Here is a 20918-nt window from a genome sequence, read left to right on the forward strand (position 1 = left end):
AGTCTTAAGGATGTTTAGGTATCTAGTGTTTTACACAAAGAGCAGATCGTACCGTTATGTTTATGAGAGAACATAATATCTGGACGCTCGTAACCTTCTTCACATACACGGCAGTGGTAAACTGTTGCAACTGGTGTACCTTCAGCGTCAAAACGTGGTTCTTTAATGCCGTCATCATGTGACTTGATGTAGTATTTTCCTTTGGTTAATAAACCCATGATTGGTGTTAATACAAAGGCAAGTACAAGCGCGATAAGCGGTGAGTAAGGAGCCAAGAAGCTACCAAGTAATCCGAAGAATGCGGCAATCGATAGTCCTGCTGATACAAGGAACGCAACCATACCCACAGGATTTACGTTGTATAGCATGTCACGACGATATTCTGGTTCTTTTGGTGAAAGCTTTAAAACATATTTGTTGATTGAAATATCTGTTGCAACGACCACAACCCACGCAATCGCAAAGTTTGAATAGAACCCTAAGATTTTACCGAGTACTGCAAACATGTTGCCTTCCATTAAGGCAAGGGCAATTGCCAAGTTCACCATCACAAAGACAATACGGCCCGGATAATGTTTGCTAATACGAGTGTAGGCACTTGTCCAAGCAAGGGAACCAGAGTAAGCATTGGTCACGTTAATTTTAATTTGAGAAATGACCACCAAAATAACCGCAAGTGTTAGAGCAGCCCAGCCCGGAAGCATGTCATGAAACGCTGCATTAAATTGTTGAACAGGCTCAGTACTGTTTACACCCGGTAATTTTGTTAATAAGTAGAAACCTAAAAATGCTCCAATAATTTGTTTGATTGCCCCTAAAATTACCCAACCTGGACCTGCTGAAATTACGGCTGCCCACCATGCTTTACTATTTTCTTTTGTTTTAGCAGGCATGAAGCGCAAGTAGTCAATTTGCTCACCGATTTGCATAATCAAAGATAGGCATATACCAGCACCTAACATGATGGCTGCCATATCTACAGTTGCAAAACCTTCTTTGCCTGTAAAAGTAGCAAATTGGCTGACTAAAGTTGGTTCTTGGTAAATCAGATAGGCCACAGGACCAATCATGAGAATGAGCCAAAGCGGAGTTGTCCATACTTGTAATTTACTTAAGGCTTTCATGCCGTAAATCACCAGCGGAATCACCATAACGGTCGAGATGAGGTAGCCTGCCCAAAGCGGAATACCTAAACCGAGTAATAAGCCTTGCGCCATGATTGAACCTTCAAGGGCAAAGAAAATAAATGTGAAACTGGCGAAAATGATACTGGTGAGGACTGAGCCGATATAACCGAAACCTGCGCCACGGGTAATCAAGTCAAGGTCGATGTTATAACGTGCCGCGTAGTAGGCTAAAGGAATTCCAGTTAAGAAGATAATAATTGCTGCAAATAAAATGGAGAAAACCGCATTGGTTGTTCCATAAGACATACCAATACTGGCGCCAATAGAAAAGTCAGCAAGATAGGCAATACCACCAAGTGCAGTAATAGCAACAACTTTGGGGCTCCAGCGCCGAAAGCTATGTGGAGCATAACGTAAAGTATAATCTTCTAAGGTTTCATTCACTGCTTTTTGTGAATCTGTACCTTGCACAGTGTCCAGATTTGGATGTTCAGATACACTCATAACATCAATCTCCCAATCGTTTTCGGTCAATCAACACAAATATTGATCATTGTTTTTGATGAATTTGAGTGTGTGATTTTTGGGGAAAATTGAAAATACGTTATTTTGCGTATATGTGCGTATTCGAGAAAATCGCGATGATAAATGACTTTTGGCATAAGGATTGCTGGGTTTAATGCAGCCACATGCCAAACATGAGTGTTATGCCAGATTCTTCACGCCCCCAACAAGCGCCACAACGTGTGATTAAAACGCGCCGTGAATATAATATTTGGGTGGCAGATGAAAGTATCGAAGATTATGCGCTCCGTTATGCGCCTACATCAGTACGTAAATGGTCGCCTTGGACCGTTACCAATACCGCAATCTCGACAGTTAGCTTCTTGGCTATGGAAGCCATTGGGGCAACCATGCTTTGGCAGTATGGCTTTAGCAACGCGCTGTGGGCAGCAATTGTCGTATGTACCATCATATTCTTAACCAGTTGGCCGATTAGTTACTACGCTGCAAAATATAATGTAGATGTCGATCTGCTCACCCGTGGTGCAGGTTTTGGCTACATTGGCTCGACCATTACTTCACTGATTTATGCCAGCTTTACCTTTATTTTGCTTGCGTTTGAAGCCGCAATTATGGCGATGGCACTTGAGCTTGCCCTTGGCATTCCTCAAGTTGTTGGTTACTTGATTTCTGCATTGGTGATTTTACCTTTAGTGGTCAAAGGTATTGGTTTTATTAATAAAGTTCAGGCAATTACTCAGCCAATCTGGCTCTTGTTGCTGTTGTTACCTTGGTTTTTTGTACTTTGGAAACAGCCACAAATTTTAAGTAGTAGTCTGCATTTTGTTGGTGCGGTTTCAAACTCGACCGATTTTAATCTGTATTACTTTGGTGCGGCGTGCACCCTTATTTTTTCATTTGTGATCCAAATTGGTGAGCAAGCTGACTATTTACGCTTTTTACCACAACAGGAAAAAAATAGAACTGCGTGGCGTTTTGCCGTTTTTTTAGGTGGTCCATCTTGGATTATTTTTGGTTTTCTCAAAGTTTTGATGGGCATGTTGCTGATGGTTTTAGCCTTTCAGCTGTTGATTCCTGTCTCTGAACTAGACAATCCGACGTATCTGTATTGGGTTGCCTATCAACAATTTATTCCAAATCCGCAGCTTGCTTTAATTTTGACTCTAGCACTGGTCTGTTTGGCACAAATTAAAATTAATATGACCAATGCCTATGCTGGCTCATTGGCATGGTCAAACTTTTTTGCCCGTTTGACTCATAGCCATCCAGGGCGAATTGTTTGGCTTCTTTTTAACGTTTTTATTGCCATTGTTTTGATGGAAATGGGTATTAGCCATGCGGTAGAGCGCATTTTGGGGCTATATAGCAATGTCGCTTTGGCATGGATTGGTGCTGTTGTTGCCGATTTAATTATCTGTAAACCTTTAGGTTTAAGTCCGAAGGGAATTGAATTTCGCCGTGCTTATTTATATGACATTAACCCCGTAGGTGTGGGTACCTTACTGATTGCTTCAGTGTTATCGATGCTTAGCTATTTGGGCTTTTTCGGATTAATGGCGAAAGGCTTGGCGAGTTTTATTGCGCTGGGAAGTGCGATGTTATGTGTTCCTATCATTGCTTACTTAACCAAAGGCAAATATTACATTGCACGCCAGCCTGAAAAAATTCAGGCAACTTCGGTTGCAAACTGTGTTGTATGTGAAAGGGACTATGAACTTGCTGATATGGCAGGTTGCCCGGCCTATAACGGTACGATTTGCTCACTATGCTGTTCACTTGAAGCACGCTGTCACGATTTGTGTAAACCCGATGGACGTTGGTCAGTACAGCTTAAAAAAGCCATCTGGCATTATTTACCAGAGCGTTGGGCCAGTCGTTTAAATAGTCGGGTCAGTTTATATTTATTACTGACTTTAGGACTTTCTATTGTTTTGGCGGTGAGTTTAAGTCTGGTTTATATCCAAGAAAAAGCTTATTTAGAAACGATTAATGCTGAAGGAGTTCCTCAGTTATTTACGCTGTTTGTCAAAATTTACACCATCTTATTTTTATTAATGAGCGTTGCAGCATGGTGGTTAGTGCTAAACGATGAAAGCCGTCGTAATGCTGAAATTGAGACACATCAACAAACAGCTTTATTGATTGATGAAATTGCTGCGCATGAAGTCACTTCAAAAGACTTGCAATATGCCAGAATTTCAGCAGAACGGGCAAATGATGCAAAAAGCCGTTATGTCATTGGGATTAGTCACGAACTACGAACACCTCTAAATAGTATTTTGGGCTATAGCCAATTACTTCAAAAACAAGAGCAGCTTTCGGAACAAGGCAAAATGGCGCTTGGGGTGATTAGCCGTAGCGGGCAGCATTTAACTTCACTGATTGACGGTTTACTGGATTTAGCACGAATTGAAACAGGTAAAATTTCTTTAAATGTGGTGGATGTTCACTTCCCAAATTTTATAGAACAGATTATTCAAATGTTTCAGCCACAGTTTGAACAGAAGAATTTACAGTTTATCTATGAAATTGGAGATAACCTGCCGCACTATGTCCGTACCGACAAAAAGCGCTTAGAGCAGGTACTCATTAATTTGCTGGGTAATGCTTTAAAATTTACGACGAGCGGCACAATTACTTTGAAAGTCGAATATCGTTTCCAAACGGCTTATTTTGAAATTAGAGATACGGGCTGTGGTATTGCTGAGGCAGATTTAGAGCGAATCTTTAATCCGTTTGAACGGGGCAGTAATGTGGTTCAAGGTGGATTTACCGGCACAGGGCTTGGACTACCGATTGTAAAATTATTGGTCGATTTACTTGGCGGGCAGCTATCTGTGAGTAGCAAGCTCAATCAGGGTTCACAGTTTAAAATTAAGTTTTATTTGCCTTCAAAAGAGGTGGTTCATCCAATTTCTAATGTTTATTCCAACCAGATTACGGGCTATCAAGGCGAGCGAAAACGAATTTTGGTTGTCGATAATGAAGCGGTTGACCGCGGCTTAGTTGCTAATTTTCTAAAACCTTTGGGTTTTATTATTGAAGAAGCCGAGTCGGGCATTGACTGTTTAAGACGTGTACCTATTTTTCAACCTAACCTGATTTTAATGGATTTGAATATGCCCTTGATGGGTGGCTGGGAAACAGCACGATTATTGCGTCAAAATAATATTACCAATGTGCCCATCTTAATTATTTCAGCCAATGCAGGCGAACGTGAGGTCAATCCACAAGATGCGGTGTTAAGTGAAGACTTTATGCTAAAACCAATCGACCTCAATTTGTTGCTGAGTAAAATTGGAGACAAGTTAGGGCTAGTGTGGGCTGATTCTAAGTCAACATTAACCGAAGAAAATAATGTGGTTCAAGCACTTCATGTAAAGACGTATAAGCAAGAAAAAGTCACTGTTTATACACCAACAAGACAACCAGAAAACAATGGTCCACAAGATTTAACGCAAGCCTTGCAGCAGTTAAATGATTTGATTGGACAAGGCTATATTCGAGGCATTCAACATGCTTTAACGCATTGTTGTCAAAATTTTCCGGAGCATGACGAGTTATGGGAACAGCTTGAACAGGCTATTCAAAAATTTGATTTAAAACACGCGCAACGATTAATTCAGGATAAGCAATGAGTACGCAACATGTTTCTTTTCAGCAGGCTTCAACAACTGAGCAGGCTGTTATTCTGATTGTGGATGATGTACCGGAAAATTTGGGCTTGTTACATGAAAGTCTGGATCAGGCAGGGTATCGTGTGCTTGTTACGACAGATGGATTAAGCGCAATTGAAATTGCACATCGATGCTTACCTGATATGATTTTGCTCGATGGCAATATGCCACATATGGACGGTTTTGAAAGTTGTATACAGCTTAAAGCAAGTCCAATTACTCAGTTTATTCCCGTCATTTTTATGACAGGTTTGTCGGAGACAGAGCATATTGTGCGTGGTTTTCAGGTCGGTGGGGTGGACTATGTAACCAAGCCACTGAATATTGAAGAAGTACTGGCAAGAGTAAAAACGCATTTGGCACATGCCAAACTATTGCAGCAACAAAAACAAGTGATTGATGCAACTGAAACTGCCATTCTTGCTCTAGATGTTCAAGGAAAAATTGTTTGGAAAACCCAAAAAGCCAGTGATTTATTGAATCAATATTTGCCTGAAATTGATGGTTTTGAGGCAGGTTTAAAAGCTTGGTTTTCAGACTTAGAACATGAAAAAGACCCAAAAAAATTAACCAGCTGTTCTTATTCAACGCCATCTCAGCAATTACAGCTTTTACTATTAACGCCGTGGCAATCTGACACAAGTGTGGCGAAAAATTATCTTATACAGATTAAGACCTCTACGCCTGCATTAGATGTCGCTGATATCTTAAAATATTGCCCACAGTTGACTCAGCGTGAAGCAGAAGTCATGCACTGGTTATTGTTAGGTAAAACCAATAAAGATATTGCGGAAATTTTGGAGCTGAGCCCGCGGACGGTAAACAAACATTTAGAACATGTTTTTGAAAAGCTTTGTGTTGAAAATCGAACTGCGGCAGTGGCGCATATTAATAGTCTGGTGCAAGAGTTTCATTAAATAAATTTAAAAAAATAGAGGCCTTGGGAGCCTCTATCATGCCTCTTATTTCAAGTTTTGTTTAAAGAAACTAGTTAATTTATCAAATGGAATGAGATCGACACGATCGTATAAATCAACATGTCCCGCACCTTTAACATAGTAAAGTTCTTTAGGTTGGCCTGCGAGTTTATAAGCTTCTTCACTAAACTCTTTTGAATGAGCTTGATCACCTGTAATAAACAGCATTGGGCGTGGTGAGATGGTTTCAATATCGTTAAATGGATAGAAGTTTAAAAATTTGACATTACTTGTTAGTGTTGGATGCGTTGTAAGGTCTTGTGATGAACTTTTCGGCGTATATTCTCCGCGTGGGGTACGATAAAAGTCATAAAATTCACGTTGGATCGGATGTGTATCTGCCGTTAACTCATGTGTAGTCCCGCTGGTATATTTTGTTTCACCGCCTGTGAACTCGACATAACGTTGCGCAGCCGCTTCAGCAATAATTTGCTTTCTTTGCTCTAAGGTTTGTGAGTGACGTAAGCCATTACGGTTTGCAGCTCCCATATCATACATGCTGACAGTGGCAATGGCCTTCATACGAGGGTCAATTTTTGCTGCGCTAATAACGAAACTTCCACTTCCGCAAATGCCGAGTACGCCAATACGTTCACGGTTAATAAAGGATTGTGTTCCTAAATAATCTACAGCCGCACTAAATGCTTCTGCGTAAATGTCAGGTGCAACTACATTTCTGGATTGGCCTGCGCTTTCACCCCAAAATGATTGATCAATCGCCAATGTTACAAAAGCTTGTTCAGCCAGTTTCTGCGCATAAAGCATAGAGCTTTGTTCTTTCACGGCTCCCATTGGGTGACCAATTACAATAGCGGGGGCTTTTAGTTTTTTATTTAAGTTCTTGGGAATAACCAGATTACCGACTATATCCATGTTGTATTGATTTTTAAAAGTGACTTTCTGAATAGTCACTTGCTGACTTTGATAAAAGTTATTTGCGCCATTAGACATATCGGCCGCCATAGCTGAAGTTGAAGAAAATAATCCAATAGTTGCTGCACAAATTGCAGCCGCCGTATGGGTTTTAAGCTTTTTAAATAGGGGAGATGTAGTCATGGATACCTCAATTTAAATAATTTGAATGGGTGAATTTGCTCATGCTTATTTCATTTGGGAAATTGAAATTTTGATGGGTTGTTTTTGCTTGAACTCTTGGGGAATAGCCTCAAGTTTCCCAAGCAAAATAAGACCATTTGCGTACCCAACAGTTGAGTCTTTATAGAAAAAAGCCAGATTGCCCCAAGGAGCATAATAGGTAAGATCACCAGCTTGTCCTGCATAGCCATTGGGTGCATTCTGTGTAGTTAGCTTGGTATGTAGGTTGGCTATTTTTTCAGTAGAGTCATAATCTTTAAGGGTTAATGTCAACGGAAGCTGCTTGGCAAAATCTTGAACAGTCGGTGTCATGGGTAATGTTGCAAATAGTGGTTGCTTTGATCCCTCAATATCAATACGGATTTTCATCATCGATAACCTTTGTTGATTGTCGCCCGTAGGCCTTGTGGCATAAGAGATAGATATGGCTGAAAACGAGAAAAAGATGCTGAGTAAAGCGAGAAAAAACTTCTGAGTAGCCATATCGAAGAACCTCATTTCTTTAAGAGAATGAACTTAAATACAGTGAAGTTATTCAATTTCTAGCGTAAAGGTATGAGCTGAATTTATTAATTTTTGATAATAATAAAATCAGGTACTTTTTATGCTTGAGATCATCTAAATCTTGATGCTCACTGCTTGATATAGAGTTTAATGAATCTTCTTTATAATAATTAGCCTAAAAAACAAACATTGACTTATGAGCAATATTCATAAATAGTTTTATCATTTATAATTAAATTAAACCGTGAAAAGAGATAAAAGCAGATGATAAACAAAGAAAACTATAATGATCTTTATGCTTTTTTAATGGTGGCTCGAGAAGGGAGTTTTACGAAGGCCGCAGGAAAAATGGGAATTTCGCAGTCTGCGCTAAGCCATACCATTCGCGGTTTAGAAGAGCGTTTAGGAATGCTACTTCTGACCCGTACCACACGAAGCGTTTCACCGACAGCCGCGGGTGAAAGATTAAAGCAAACCATTAGCGCCAGCTTTGACCAGATTGATAATGAATTATCGCTTTTAACATCATTTCGGGATCAGCCCGCTGGTACGGTTCGTATTAATGCCAGTAGCCATGCGATACGGGAAGTGCTGATTCCAAAACTTGAAAAGATTGCTGGTGATTATCCTGATGTACAAGTTGAGCTAGCTGCCAATAGCGGTATGGTGGATATTGTTGCGGAACGATTTGATGCAGGAGTTCGCTTTGGAAGTCGTGTAGCAGATGGCATGATTGCGGTACGTATTAGCGCAGATGTCAAAATGGCAGTGATTGCAACGCCACAATATTTTGAGAAATATGGAATTCCTGCAACCCCCAAAGATTTAATCAATCATCAATGTATTGGCTTTCGTTTAACCACTCAAGGCAGTGTGTATGCATGGGAATTTTTGAAGGATGGACAAGAAACAAAAATCAAAATTCAGGGACAATGGATATTTAATGAAAGCTACGACATTGTCGAGGCAGTTAGAGCGGGATTTGGATTGGCTTACATTCCGCAAGAACTGATCCAACAAGATCTCGATCAAGGCAAACTTGTTCAGGTATTGGAAGAGTACAGTATCCAGTTTCCGGGATACCACCTGTACTATCCACATCGTAGACAGCTTTCGCCTGCATTAAGGTTGGTTATTGATATGTTGCGTGAGTAGCACTTCGCCAAGTAATAAAAGCAGTAATAGCACCCAATAACAACACAATAGCGCTCATATAAAACGTAGCACTATAGCCTTGTGAGTCATATAACAAGCCTCCCAAAGTTGCACCTAAAGTAATTGCAAATTGGATAATCGCCACCATCAAACCGCCGCCAACCTCAGTATCTTGATGCAACGTCTGTGCAAGCCATGTGTTCCATGCGACAGGTGCCGAAGTTCCAATGAATCCCCATAAACCCATCAATATTGCGACCAACCACAAGTGCTGACCACCAAGCACGAAGGCATAAGCAATGCTTGCCATCATTAAAGGAATAAGGATGAGGTAGCGATAGACATGTTGATGAAGAATAAAACTAATCACGAATGTGCCAACTAAACCCGCGATACCTAATATGAGTAATAAAATGGATAACATGGCCGCATCGACATGACTGACGGTTTCTAGAAATGGGCGTAAGTAGGTAAATAGCGCAAATTGCCCCATAAATAACAATAAAATCCCTGTCATGCCATAAAACACGATCGGACGTTTCAGTAGTCCAAAGGGATTTTTTGACTTTTCAACAGACATCATTGCTGGAAGAGCGGGCATACTTTTAAATTGCCATACAAGCGCAATAATCGCGATAGGAACGATACAGAAAAAAGCACCGCGCCAGCCAATGATTGAACCTAGAAAACTTCCTAAAGGTGCGGCTATTGTGGTTGCTAGAGCATTGCCACCATTCAACAGACCGAGTGCTTTAGGTACTGACAGAGGTGGAACAAGTCTCATCACAATCGAAGTCGACATGGCCCAAAAACCACCAATCACTACACCTAAAATTGCACGACCCACCATGAATAAAGCAGCAGAGTGAGCAAATGTAATCAGCATGCCAGAAACGATCATGAGTAAGGTAAGTAACAGCATGATATGACGGCGATCCCATGTCTTAAATACACGGCTAATAGTTAAGCTGGTAATAACAGCGAAAATGCCTGAAATTGCGATCGCTTGACCGACTTGGCCTTCACTCATATTTAAATCTGAAGAGATTGGTGTGAGTAAACTTACGGGCATGAACTCTGAGGCAATTAATACTGCACAGCATAGTGACATTACAAATACAGCACCCCATGCAGGTGTGCTATTCTGATGTGTATCTTGCTCAATTTGATGAAAAGAAGACATAAAAGTTCCGACTTTAAAACCGTTAAATGTTCATAAAAGAAATGAACAAATCTGGTTGCAGAGCTTATCAGCAAGGGTTTGAAAGGATTAGGCCTAGAATTACGAATAGAATTATGATTTTTATGCATGAATTGTCTTTAAAAAGCATACAGACTCACTGCTAAAAACAGGCTATTTTTTTACACTTAGATTTGTTCTTATAGTTCAAGATATACAAAGTCATTTTTAAATAAATATGAGTCGTAAGAAGAGGAATTTATTGTGAATATTCAACAAAAAGATGATACAAAACACGGTAGCTTTAGTTTACTTGATGGTGAAACCGTTGCAGGTGAAATGACTTATACATGGGCAGGCGAAGGCATGCTGATTATTGATGCCACAGATGTGAATGAAAATTATCGGGGACAAGGTGTAGGTCGCCAATTACTTGATGCTTTAGTTGCTTTTGTTCGCGAAAAAGAAGTGAAAGTGATTCCGCTTTGTCCATATGCAAAATCGGTATTTGATAAAGATCCAAGCATTGGTGATGTCCTCAGAAAATAAGCTATACACTGAGAGTTATTTCATAAAAATCGGACGTTGGTGTCCGATTTTTTTTATGGGTTTTTATTATATATGGACTGTGATGAACATGTTTTAAGCGGTTGTATTCAACTGATTTGAATGTTTTCGATTGCCAAATCGAATTTATCAAAGTTATAGAAAAGCTTATCTAATAAAAATAGTTTTAGACCAATTGGGAAAAAAATAAACTCGGTACACAAATATTTGATCGCTGATTAGAGCTAAATATTTATAACGTTTTAATATTATTTTTTGGAATTTTCCTTGAACTGGCAGTATATCCATAGTGTGTTGCCGCAATTTTTCTCTGCAACTTTGACCACGCTGAAAATTTCAATCATCAGCATTATTCTGGCCATTATTGTAGGACTGATTTGCAGCATTTTAATCACATATCGCGTGCGGGTACTAAATAGAATTGCCCAGTTCTATATTGAGTTATCTCGAAATACCCCTTTATTAATTCAACTATTCTTTTTGTATTACGGTTTGCCAAAGCTCGGCATCAAAATCGATGGTTTTGCTTGTGGTGTGATTGGACTCACATTTTTAGGCGGAAGCTATATGGCAGAAGCTTTTCGAGCGGGTCTACAGTCTGTTGCAAAAGGACAGATTGACTCTGCAAAAAGTATTGGTCTGCAACCGATTCAAATTTTTAGATATGTCATTTTTCCTCAAGCGCTTGCTATTTCAATTCCAGCAATTGGAGCAAATTGTCTATTTTTAATTAAAGAAAGTTCTGTTGTAAGTGCGATTGCTGTCGTTGAGCTGCTTTTTGTTACCAAAGACTTAATTGGCATGGACTATAAAACCACGGAAGCTTTGTTTTTATTAATCATGGCTTATCTGATTATTTTATTGCCCGTGTCTATTTTAACCAGTTATTTGGAACACAGAAGTCGGAAGGTGAGCCATGGAACTTGATTATTTATTTCAGGCGAGTCATCTCGAACGATTAATGTGGGGACTCTGGGCAACCGCAAAAATTGCGTTTATTTCGGTATTTTTTTCTGCAATTTTAGGCACGGTTTTAGGTGTCATTATGACTTCTAAAAACATAGTCGTGAAAGCGCTGTGCCGCCTGTATTTAGAAGCGATTCGAATCATTCCAATTTTAGTTTTGCTGTTTGTCTTTTATTTCGGTTTTGCCACATGGTTTAACTGGCAGTTTTCCGCAATGTGGGTTTGCGTTGTGGTGTTTGTTTTATGGGGTACGGCTGAAATGGGTGATTTGGTTCGCGCGGCAATTACCTCAATTGATCAGCATCAACGCGATTCGGCCTATGCGCTTGGACTGACTCATGTTCAAGCATTGGTCTACGTTATTTTTCCACAAAGTCTAAAACGAGTAACACCAGGCGCGATTAATTTATTTACCCGAATGGTGAAAACAAGCTCTTTGGCAGTTCTGATTGGGGTGGTTGAGGTCATTAAAGTGGGCCAGCAAATTATTGAAAATTCGCTTCTGACTGTGCCGAGCGCCTCGCTTTGGATTTATGGCTTTATTTTTATTTTGTATTTTCTGATTTGCTATCCCTTATCTCGTTTGGCGGCACATTTAGAAAAGGTCTGGGAGTAATTATGCCTTTGTTATCGATACAACAATTACAGAAATCATTTGCACAAAGTCATATTTTACAGGGCATTGATCTGGATGTAGAACAAGGAGAGGTGGTTGTTATTTTAGGCCCATCGGGCTGCGGTAAAAGTACCTTACTGCGCTGTATTAATGGATTAGAACCAATTCAAGGTGGTGAGATTCGATTAACAGGTTCGGGTGTGTTGGGTAAAGATGTTGACTGGACTAATGCTCGTCAAAAAATTGGCATGGTTTTTCAAAACTATGAGCTGTTTGGGCATATGAATGTCATTGACAATATTTTGCTTGGACCACTCAAAGTGCAAAAACGCCGACGTGATGAAGCTGAACAAGTTGCAGATGAGTTGTTAAAGCGAGTGGGGCTATTTGAACGAAAACTCGATTATCCGCGACAACTTTCCGGTGGACAAAAGCAGCGTATCGCCATTGTCCGTTCACTGGTCATGCAACCTAAAGTCATTTTGCTCGATGAAATTACCGCTGCGCTTGACCCAGAAATGGTCAGAGAGGTGCTTGATGTAGTACTCAAGTTAGCGAATGAAGGAATGACCATGTTGATTGTGACTCATGAAATGTCCTTTGCCCGTAAGGTTGCCGACCGCATTATTTTTATGGATAAGGGCAAAATTATTGAACAGGCACCACCTGAAGAATTTTTTGAACAGCCCAAAACAGAACGAGCTAAAACCTTTTTAAATATCTTGTCGTATTAAGTCTTTTATTATTTGAATCATGAGGAAGTGAATGTTTAAACGTAATTCAATAAAAATATTAAGCAGTATTGCTGTTGCTGGGGTGTTATTAACGGCATGTAGTAAAACGCCATCAACTGAGCAAGCAAGTAATACTCAAAAAGACCAGTCTTTAGAGCAAGTCAAAAAAAATGGGGTGTTACGAGTTGCTGTTTTTGCTGATGATCCACCGTTTGGTTATGTAGATAGTGCTGGCAATAATCAGGGCTTTGATGTGGCTTTAGCAAAACGAGTCACTAAAGATCTGCTCGGCGATGAAAAGAAAGTTGAGTTTATTGTGACGGAAGCTTCCAATCGGGTGGAGTTTTTAAAATCAAACCGTGCTGATGTTGTATTTGCGACATTTACAGTAACGCCTGAACGTAAGGAAGTTGTAGATTTTGCCGAGCCTTATTTAAAAGGTGCTTTCGGGATCGTCTCTCCTAAAGCCAAACCAATTACTGACATTGCTCAATTGGAAGGTAAAACGTTAATTGTAAATAAAGGCACCAGTTCGGATACCTATTTTACTAAGCACTATCCGAAAGTGAATTTACTGAAGTTTGAAAGAAACTCGGATGCCTTCAAAGCCTTAACCGACGGTCGCGGCGACGCAATTTCACAAGATAGTACATACGCTTTGGCATGGGCCGCGAAGAACCCAAGTTATGTGGCGGGTATCCAGTCTATTGGTGATCAAGAGTTTATTGCCCCAGCAGTTAAAAAGGGTAATACCCAATTATTGAATTGGCTCAATACTGAAATTAAGCAGCTAAGAACAAGCGGTGAAATTAAGAAAATTTATGATGAAACCTTAAAACCAATTTATGGTGAATCGGTTAATCCTAATGTGTTTTTAGATGTAGGCCAATAATTTTCGATATCGCTAGAGCAGTGTCTAAAAGTAGGCACTGTGATTTTAAATAAGACTTTTACAAGAACGATAGGGTGAAATAATGACAACACTAACTTTACAAAATATAAAGCATGTCCTCGCTGCATCTTTGCTGAGTTTAGGTTTGGTTGCATGTGATAAAGGCACGCAATCTAATGAAAAAACAGCTGACAGCACTCAAACTGTGTCGAGTATTGAGCAGATTAAAAAGAATGGAGTCGTGCGTATTGGTGTATTTAGCGATAAACCGCCGTTTGGATATTTAGATGCTCAAGGTAAAAATCAGGGCTTCGATGTTGAGATTGCCAAGCATGTTGCTAAAGACTTATTGGGTGATGAAAACAAGGTAGAGTTTGTTTTAACTGAAGCTGCAAATCGTGTCGAATATTTAAAAGCCAATAAAGTCGATATTATTTTTGCCAACTTTACAGTTACACCAGAACGTAAAGAAGTAGTCGATTTTGCTAAACCTTATTTAAAAGTTGCTTTGGGTGTGGTGTCTCCTAAAACTCATCCAATTACAGATATTGCTCAACTCAAAGACAAAACTTTGTTGGTGAACAAAGGCACTACGGCTGATTCATTCTTCACTAAGACTCATCCTGAAATTAAACTGCAAAAGTATGAGCAAAACACTGAAACCTTTGATGCTTTAAAAGACGGCCGTGGTGCTGCTTTAGCACATGACAACTTGCTGGTTTTAGCTTGGGCTAAAGAAAATCCAAATTACACAGTAGGCATCACAAACTTAGGTGAGCAGGACTTAATCGCCCCAGCTGTGAAAAAGGGTGATAAAGAGTTATTGGACTGGTTGAACCAAGATCTAGAAAAATTGGCAAAAGAAGGCGTAATTCATCAGGCCTATGAAAAAACTTTAAAACCAGTGTATGGCGATACGATTAATCCAAAAGATTTATTGGTTGAATAATTCTAATAAAGAGGACTCTAGATAGTATTTGCTTGAGCTAGTATTCATCTACAGCCTGCCCATAATTTATAAAGATAATGTTTTTGCAATATTTTTTATAGATGGAAACAGTGGTCAGGTTCTGTAGATGACAAAGTTTTTTGGTTACTTTTTTCAAAAAAAGTAACAGAATTAGCTGATTGCTTTAGAGATAGAAAGGTAGGATTCTATCGTGTTAATTCCTCGATTCTATATTATTTGAACTTAAATAAAGTCGGCTCTGCTGCCAATTTATCTGCCAAATATTGAATAAACACACTTAATTTAGGCGGTACGTGGCGTGTTGGCGGATAGAGTAGCCACAGCCCACCACTGTAATAGGTCTTAAAATCCCAGTCGGGTAAAACTTGAACCAAAGTCTGTTGTTGTAAAGCATGGCGCGCAACAAAGTAGGGTAAGCTGGCTACTCCTAAATGCTGTAGGGCTGCGCTTAAACGTACACCTGTATGATTTGCAGCATAACGACCCCGCACAGTAACACTAATCGACTTATTCCCTTGTTGAAATTTCCATTTTGAATCACTGGTTTGTTCACCCAAATAGATACATTCATGCTGTTTTAAGTCATGAGGATGGGTTGGTATGCCATGTTTTTCTAAATATTCAGGTGTAGCACAAATCAAGTGATCGATATCAATGAGTTTTCGTCCCATCAGGCCGCCAGAGGGTTGCTCGGTAATTCGAAGTGCTAAATCAACTTCATCATCAATTAAGTCAACGTAACGGTCTTCTAAAAGCATTTGAATATCAATTTTTGGATAACGTTCTAAAAACTCTGGTAAATGTGGGTGAATCATAAAATGTCCAACGGCTTTTGGAACACTCAGGCGAATGATTCCTTGCGGTTCAACATGAAATTGGCCCGAACTTTCCATCACTGCCTGTGCCGCATTGACCATATCTAAACAACGTTGATAGACCTGTTGACCACTTTCACTCAAGCGAAGCTTTCGTGTGGTTCGATAAAGTAAGCGGGTTCCTAAAGCACGTTCTAAGCGAGCAATTGCACGGCTTATCGCAGAGGGTGTAGTACCGAGTTGTCGAGCCGTTTCAGAAAAACTTCCTGACTCGACTACTTTAACGAAAGTCGCCATTTCATTTAACAGAACTAAACTTTGATTTGTGCTCATGAGGCAAAAGTTATTTGGATTTTGAGTGGATTATCGCGTTTAAGAAATCGCAATACAATCTTTTTCATCTTAACGTGTATGTAGAAAAGTATGACGCAAGCATTGTATTTAACAGGTGTTTTTGCCGCTGAGATTGAAGTTCTAGCGTGTAATCCTTGTGAAGATGGGCGTTTTGCTGTGCATTTATCGGCAACACCATTTCATCCTCAAGGTGGCGGTCAACCGAGTGATACGGGCAAAATCGCAGAAGTTGATGTAGTGCATGTAGCGATTGAACAAGGGGAAATCATTCATTACTGCACACAACCTGTTGAGTTGGGAGTGGCTTTTGCACAAGTGGATGAAGCAGGACGTCGTTATCATAGCCGCTTACATTCAGCAGGGCATTTGCTTGGACATGTAATGCATCTATTTGGCTGGCAAGCTGTAAAAGCACAACACTGGCCACATGATGCACGAGTTCAGTTCATTGCTTTGGATACAGCTCAGCAGTTAGATGCTCAAATGCTTGAACAGCATTGTTTACAATATATTCAGGCTAATTTACCAGCCAATCTTCAGCAACATGCAGATGGTTTTCGTGAAATCGGTTTTGGTGAGTTTTCTGCATTTCCCTGTGGCGGGACTCATGTTGCAGCATTAGGGGATATTGGTTTTATAGAAATTCAGTCCTATCAGATTAAGAAAGGAAAGCTCAGTGTCAGCTATAGCGTTGCCAAGGAGGCTGAATAAATGTGGCAGTTGTATGGGCATGAGTTTTTAACACTGGCACTCATTCACTTTTTGGCAGTCATTTTACCGGGACCAGATTTTGTGGTTACGGTAAGACAAAGTGTACGTTATGGCTACTTAATTGGATGTCTGACTGCGATTGGTATTGGTGTTGGAATTTCGGTTCATGTGTTTTATACACTTGTTGGCATTGGCTTTTTGATTCAACAAAGCGAATGGCTCATGTCACTCATCAGAACAGCGGGAGCAGCTTATTTGCTTTATTTAGGATGGCAATGTTTGCGTAGTCAGCCGAATAGCAATATTGAGATTAATGACCAAGCAGACAGTGATACTCCGAGTTTATTTAAAGCTTTTACGATGGGTTTTCTCACCAATGCATTGAATCCTAAAGCCACAATCTTTTTTCTGGCAATTTTCACAACTATTGTGAGTGTAACAACCCCCATGAAAGTTCAGATCTTTTATGGCGTATGGATGTGTATGGTTAATGCGATCTGGTTTATGGTCGTGAGTGTAATGTTTGCTCATCCAATAGTACGTAAACGATTTTTGGAGTTTGGTGTTTATTTTGAGAGGGTGATGGGGCTGTTGTTAATTGGGATTGCATTGAGATTGATTTGGGGATTGTTTGTTTAAGTTGGTTTTATTTGTAAGTGGATGGACTGTCGCGACGGAGTCTTACCGTTTATACATCAGAAGAACGTAGCTAATTCTGTTACTTTTTTTGGAAAAAGTAACCAAAAAACTTTGTCATCTACAGAACCTGTTAACTGTTTCCATCTATGAGGAAATGTTGCAAAAACATTATTTTTATAAATTATGGGCAGGCTGTAGATGACTCTTAGCTCGAGCCGAAGGCTAATTCAGAAATTGAATTTAAAATAATAAGACTCCGCTGTGATAACTACTTTGAATTATTCTTGTTCTAGACGACGTTTAGCTCAAAAAATTTCAGTAAAACTATTTATAAAAAAGACCACTCGAAAGCAGTCTTTTCCCAAAATAGATTTAAACACTACGCTTGTTACGTGTTAACTGGTGTAAAACAGACACCAATAAATCAATTTCTTCAGTCGTATTATAAAAAGCTAAAGACGGGCGCACAGTTTGTTCCACACCAAAACGACGTAAAATTGGCTGTGCGCAATGGTGACCTGAACGTACAGCAATGCCATGTTGGTTTAAAGCTTTACCGACCTGTTCGGTTGAATAGCCTTGTAAGGTAAAGGACATAACACTGGCTTTGTGATGTGCAGTTCCAATCAAACGTAAACCAGACACACTGCTAAGCGCATTTTGACCATATTCAAGTAAATCATGTTCATAGCGCGCGATGTTATGAATACCTAAACTTTCGACATATTCAAGAGCCGCACCTAAACCGACTGCATCGGCAATGTTCCCAGTTCCAGCTTCAAACTTGTTTGGTGCAGGTTGGTAAACCACCTGTTCGAAGGTGACGTCCTGAATCATGTTGCCGCCACCTTCCCAAACTGGCATGGTATCTAACAGTTCTGGTTTCGCATAGACTGCACCAATGCCTGTTGGACCAAACACTTTATGCCCAGAGAACACAAAAAAGTCTGCATCGAGGGCTTGAACATCGGTTGGTATATGCGAAACAGATTGAGCGCCGTCAACCAATACACGTACCCCTTTGGCATGGGCAATTTTAATGACTTCAGCAACAGGGGTAACTGTTCCCAAAGCATTAGACACTTGAGTAATAGACAGCAGTTTAGTGCGTTCATTAATCAGTTTTGGCAGCTCTTCTAAAATAATTTGACCCGTATCATCAACAGGAATGACTCGTAATTTTGCTCCAGTTTTTTTAGTGAGTTGATACCAAGGTACAATATTGGCATGGTGTTCTAAGTGAGAAACAATAATTTCATCACCTTCACCAATATTTTGTTCGCCCCATGTTTTTGCAATTAGGTTAATGCCTTCAGTGGTTCCTCGAACAAAGATAATTTCTTTGGAAGAGGGTGCACCAATAAAACGGGCAACCACATTTCTTGCATGTTCATAGGCGTCGGTTGCACGAGCTGCTAACTCATGTGCAGCACGGTGAATGTTCGAGTTTTCATGCTGATAAAAATAAGCAATTCGATCAATCACACGCTGTGGTTTTTGCGTAGTAGCAGCATTGTCAAGCCAGACTAGCGGGCGACCATTGACGCGTTCCTGCAAAATTGGAAAATCACGACGAATGGCATGCACATCTAAGGGCTGAGCACTGCTTGCTACAAAGGTAGGTTGAGATGGTTGATAGTGACTATAACTTTGCCCGCTTGGTGGTAAGTCTAAGAAATAAAATCCAGAGCTTGGTGAGGTTTTTGCTGGTGTATCAGCTGCAAAACGATCTTCAACGAGCAAGGATTTCAACTGGTCGCCATGTGGTAACTGAAAAGACTGCGCAATTGAATAGTTATCTTCAACACCAGTAACAGAAGGTTCTGCTGCATTTGGAGCAGAAAAATCATTTAAAAAATAATAAGGTGATTCACCAGCACCTGTCGGTAAGTTTGGTTCAATACGAGGCACATTCGGCTCACTATGAACAGCTTGTGGCAAATGTGGTTCAAATGGTGGGCGTGGTAAATTAGCTCCACCAACCACAGGCGCAGACGCTACAATTCGGCGTTCCGGGTAGTCTGGCAAATTTGGAATATGCTCAGGATATTCTGGATTGAGACTTTTCTGAAACGCGATATTGGGCGCACGACCACTCAGTGCAGAAAATGGTTCACCTGGTTGTGGTGGGTGCGGTGGCGCTCCGACAGGTAAATCCAAGTTAAGGCCCGATGGAGAAGCTGAACTGCTTGAACTTGGCAATGCTGAAAAAAACTCATTAGCAAGTCGAGCAATAGTGGACTCATCAGGGAAGTTGGCTGGTGGGTTAACACCAGTCACTTCAGGCCCCGTTGGACTACCTTGCAGATTACTTGTAGTTAACTGGGTAGTCATGATATTTGTCCACCTCCACATCATCTAATACTGCCAACGCATCATCAGTGAGTACTGCAAGTGAGCAATATAACGAGATGAGATACGACGCAATCGCGTTACGGTTGATTCCCATAAAGCGTACTGAAAGCCCTGGTGACTGTTCACCAGCAAGACCCGGTTGGAACAAACCAACAATCCCTTGACGCTTTTCACCTACACGAAGCAGCAAGATTTTAGTTTTGCCATCTTCTACTGGAATTTTATTAGATGGAATGAGGGGAATCCCGCGCCATGTAATAAATTGCGAACCGAATAAACTCACTGTTGGAGGCGGTACACCACGACGTGTACATTCACGGCCAAATGCTGCAATCGCATCTGGATGTGCTAGGAAAAATCCTGGTTCTTTCCAGACTTTACGTAGCAAATCATCTAAATCATCTGGAGTTGGTGGGCCATTTAAAGTTGGTATACGTTGGTCATCTGTCACACTCGCCAATAAGCCATATTCAGGGTTATTGATGAGCTCACTTTCTTGACGTTCTTTAATGGTTTCAATCGTTAAACGTAGCTGTTCCTTAATTTGATCGTGGGGGCTGCTGTAAAGGTCAGCAACACGTGTATGTACATCCAGAACAGTCGATACACCATTCAAAAAGTATTCGCGTGGCTCTGGGTCATAATCAACAAAAGTTTGGGGTAAAGTTGCTTCATCACGTTGTGTGCAAGCCACCTGAATATCATCGGTATTATTTACACGGTTTAGGCGATAAATACCTGCTTCAACAGGAAGCCATTGAAGTAAGTGAGTCAGCCATCGGGGAGTAATTGTAGAAAGTTGAGGAGCTGTCTTGGTTGCATTGGCCAGTTGGCGGGCAGCATGGTCCCCAAGCGCAAGTTGGGCTTTATCAGTATTTTTCGCCATGAATCATTTTTCCTTATTACAGTGGCTTGGTAAAATCAAAAAATTAAAAACTCTAGTATTGCTATAAACTAGAATTAGTTCTGGTTTTAAAAAATAAAAAGGTTTTATAAACTTTGAATAGGTGGCTTATTAATTAAAAATCTATCTTTAAAATAAAAATATATTTAAATGAG

Annotated in this window: 19 protein-coding genes; 11 read left to right on the forward strand and 8 right to left on the reverse strand. The window is 40.2% G+C overall.

Annotation, left to right across the window (positions count from 1 at the left end; all coding sequences use genetic code 11):
- Window positions 1-14: 14 nt before the first annotated feature.
- Complete coding sequence (locus MKL38_RS01285) at window positions 15-1631, reverse strand: purine-cytosine permease family protein (protein ID WP_004642440.1); 1617 nt, start codon at window positions 1629-1631, stop codon at window positions 15-17.
- Between the two features lie 194 nt (window positions 1632-1825).
- Here MKL38_RS01285 and MKL38_RS01290 point away from each other — a divergent pair, with 194 nt between their 5' ends.
- Both MKL38_RS01290 and MKL38_RS01295 read left to right on the forward strand, forming a co-directional pair.
- Complete coding sequence (locus MKL38_RS01290) at window positions 1826-5290, forward strand: hybrid sensor histidine kinase/response regulator (protein ID WP_270902576.1); 3465 nt, start codon at window positions 1826-1828, stop codon at window positions 5288-5290.
- On the forward strand, window positions 5287-6246 hold the full coding sequence (locus MKL38_RS01295; RefSeq protein ID WP_270902274.1) for a response regulator transcription factor: 960 nt from the start codon (window positions 5287-5289) through the stop codon (window positions 6244-6246). Before MKL38_RS01290 ends, MKL38_RS01295 begins: the two co-directional genes overlap by 4 nt.
- 45 nt (window positions 6247-6291) lie before the next feature.
- On the opposite strand, the gene MKL38_RS01300 is transcribed toward MKL38_RS01295, so the two are convergent.
- Both MKL38_RS01300 and MKL38_RS01305 read right to left on the reverse strand, forming a co-directional pair.
- A complete protein-coding gene (locus tag MKL38_RS01300) occupies window positions 6292-7362 on the reverse strand; it encodes an alpha/beta hydrolase (RefSeq protein ID WP_270902275.1) in 1071 nt (356 codons plus the stop codon).
- Between the two features lie 45 nt (window positions 7363-7407).
- A complete protein-coding gene (locus tag MKL38_RS01305) occupies window positions 7408-7884 on the reverse strand; it encodes a cyclophilin-like fold protein (protein ID WP_270902276.1) in 477 nt (158 codons plus the stop codon).
- A 285-nt stretch (window positions 7885-8169) separates the two neighbouring features.
- Between MKL38_RS01305 and MKL38_RS01310 the strand changes: the two genes are divergently transcribed.
- A complete protein-coding gene (locus tag MKL38_RS01310; RefSeq protein ID WP_270902277.1) occupies window positions 8170-9060 on the forward strand; it encodes a LysR family transcriptional regulator in 891 nt (296 codons plus the stop codon).
- Here the strand turns inward: MKL38_RS01310 and MKL38_RS01315 are convergent.
- On the reverse strand, window positions 9038-10243 hold the full coding sequence (locus MKL38_RS01315; protein ID WP_270902278.1) for an MFS transporter: 1206 nt from the start codon (window positions 10241-10243) through the stop codon (window positions 9038-9040). The genes MKL38_RS01310 and MKL38_RS01315 overlap by 23 nt on opposite strands.
- A gap of 261 nt (window positions 10244-10504) precedes the next feature.
- Here MKL38_RS01315 and MKL38_RS01320 point away from each other — a divergent pair, with 261 nt between their 5' ends.
- On the forward strand, window positions 10505-10789 hold the full coding sequence (locus MKL38_RS01320; protein ID WP_017390443.1) for a GNAT family N-acetyltransferase: 285 nt from the start codon (window positions 10505-10507) through the stop codon (window positions 10787-10789).
- Window positions 10790-10896: 107 nt separating this feature from the next.
- On the opposite strand, the gene MKL38_RS01325 is transcribed toward MKL38_RS01320, so the two are convergent.
- On the reverse strand, window positions 10897-11010 hold the full coding sequence (locus MKL38_RS01325; RefSeq protein ID WP_080758588.1) for a hypothetical protein: 114 nt from the start codon (window positions 11008-11010) through the stop codon (window positions 10897-10899).
- 64 nt (window positions 11011-11074) lie between these two features.
- Between MKL38_RS01325 and MKL38_RS01330 the strand changes: the two genes are divergently transcribed.
- From MKL38_RS01330 to MKL38_RS01350, 5 genes are all read left to right on the forward strand, one after another.
- Window positions 11075-11734 (forward strand): amino acid ABC transporter permease, encoded by a 660-nt coding sequence (locus MKL38_RS01330; RefSeq protein ID WP_002114214.1) that lies wholly within the window; start codon window positions 11075-11077, stop codon window positions 11732-11734.
- Entirely contained in the window at window positions 11724-12389 is a 666-nt protein-coding gene (locus MKL38_RS01335; protein ID WP_216968882.1) for an amino acid ABC transporter permease, read from the forward strand. The genes MKL38_RS01330 and MKL38_RS01335 overlap by 11 nt, the downstream gene beginning before the upstream one ends.
- Before the next feature lie 2 nt (window positions 12390-12391).
- Window positions 12392-13123: an amino acid ABC transporter ATP-binding protein gene (locus MKL38_RS01340; RefSeq protein WP_004642454.1), complete on the forward strand. Its 732-nt coding sequence runs from the start codon at window positions 12392-12394 to the stop codon at window positions 13121-13123.
- Window positions 13124-13154: 31 nt separating this feature from the next.
- Window positions 13155-14015, forward strand: a complete 861-nt coding sequence (locus MKL38_RS01345; protein WP_205469442.1) for a transporter substrate-binding domain-containing protein — start codon at window positions 13155-13157, stop codon at window positions 14013-14015.
- Between the two features lie 82 nt (window positions 14016-14097).
- Complete coding sequence (locus MKL38_RS01350) at window positions 14098-14964, forward strand: cysteine ABC transporter substrate-binding protein (RefSeq protein WP_080026787.1); 867 nt, start codon at window positions 14098-14100, stop codon at window positions 14962-14964.
- 233 nt (window positions 14965-15197) lie between these two features.
- Here the strand turns inward: MKL38_RS01350 and MKL38_RS01360 are convergent, their stop codons facing one another.
- Complete coding sequence (locus MKL38_RS01360) at window positions 15198-16133, reverse strand: LysR family transcriptional regulator (protein ID WP_270902279.1); 936 nt, start codon at window positions 16131-16133, stop codon at window positions 15198-15200.
- A 90-nt stretch (window positions 16134-16223) separates the two neighbouring features.
- On the opposite strand from MKL38_RS01360, the gene MKL38_RS01365 reads away from it, so the two are divergent.
- The gene (locus MKL38_RS01365; protein ID WP_270902280.1) at window positions 16224-16865 is read left to right on the forward strand and encodes an alanyl-tRNA editing protein; all 642 of its coding nucleotides are present in this window, start codon (window positions 16224-16226) and stop codon (window positions 16863-16865) included.
- Window positions 16866-17504: a LysE family translocator gene (locus tag MKL38_RS01370; RefSeq protein ID WP_005041401.1), complete on the forward strand. Its 639-nt coding sequence runs from the start codon at window positions 16866-16868 to the stop codon at window positions 17502-17504.
- 372 nt (window positions 17505-17876) lie between these two features.
- Here MKL38_RS01370 and MKL38_RS01380 read toward each other — a convergent pair whose 3' ends face one another.
- Window positions 17877-19838 carry a family 2A encapsulin nanocompartment cargo protein cysteine desulfurase gene (locus MKL38_RS01380; protein ID WP_270902281.1) on the reverse strand — a complete coding sequence of 654 codons (1962 nt, stop codon included), beginning with the start codon at window positions 19836-19838 and terminating at the stop codon, window positions 17877-17879.
- On the reverse strand, window positions 19813-20745 hold the full coding sequence (locus tag MKL38_RS01385) for a family 2A encapsulin nanocompartment shell protein (RefSeq protein ID WP_004642462.1): 933 nt from the start codon (window positions 20743-20745) through the stop codon (window positions 19813-19815). The genes MKL38_RS01380 and MKL38_RS01385 overlap by 26 nt, the downstream gene beginning before the upstream one ends.
- Window positions 20746-20918: the final 173 nt, after the last annotated feature.

It is taken from the genome of Acinetobacter sp. AOR14_HL (assembly GCF_027855175.1).
Classification (GTDB): Bacteria; Pseudomonadota; Gammaproteobacteria; order Pseudomonadales; family Moraxellaceae; genus Acinetobacter; species Acinetobacter calcoaceticus.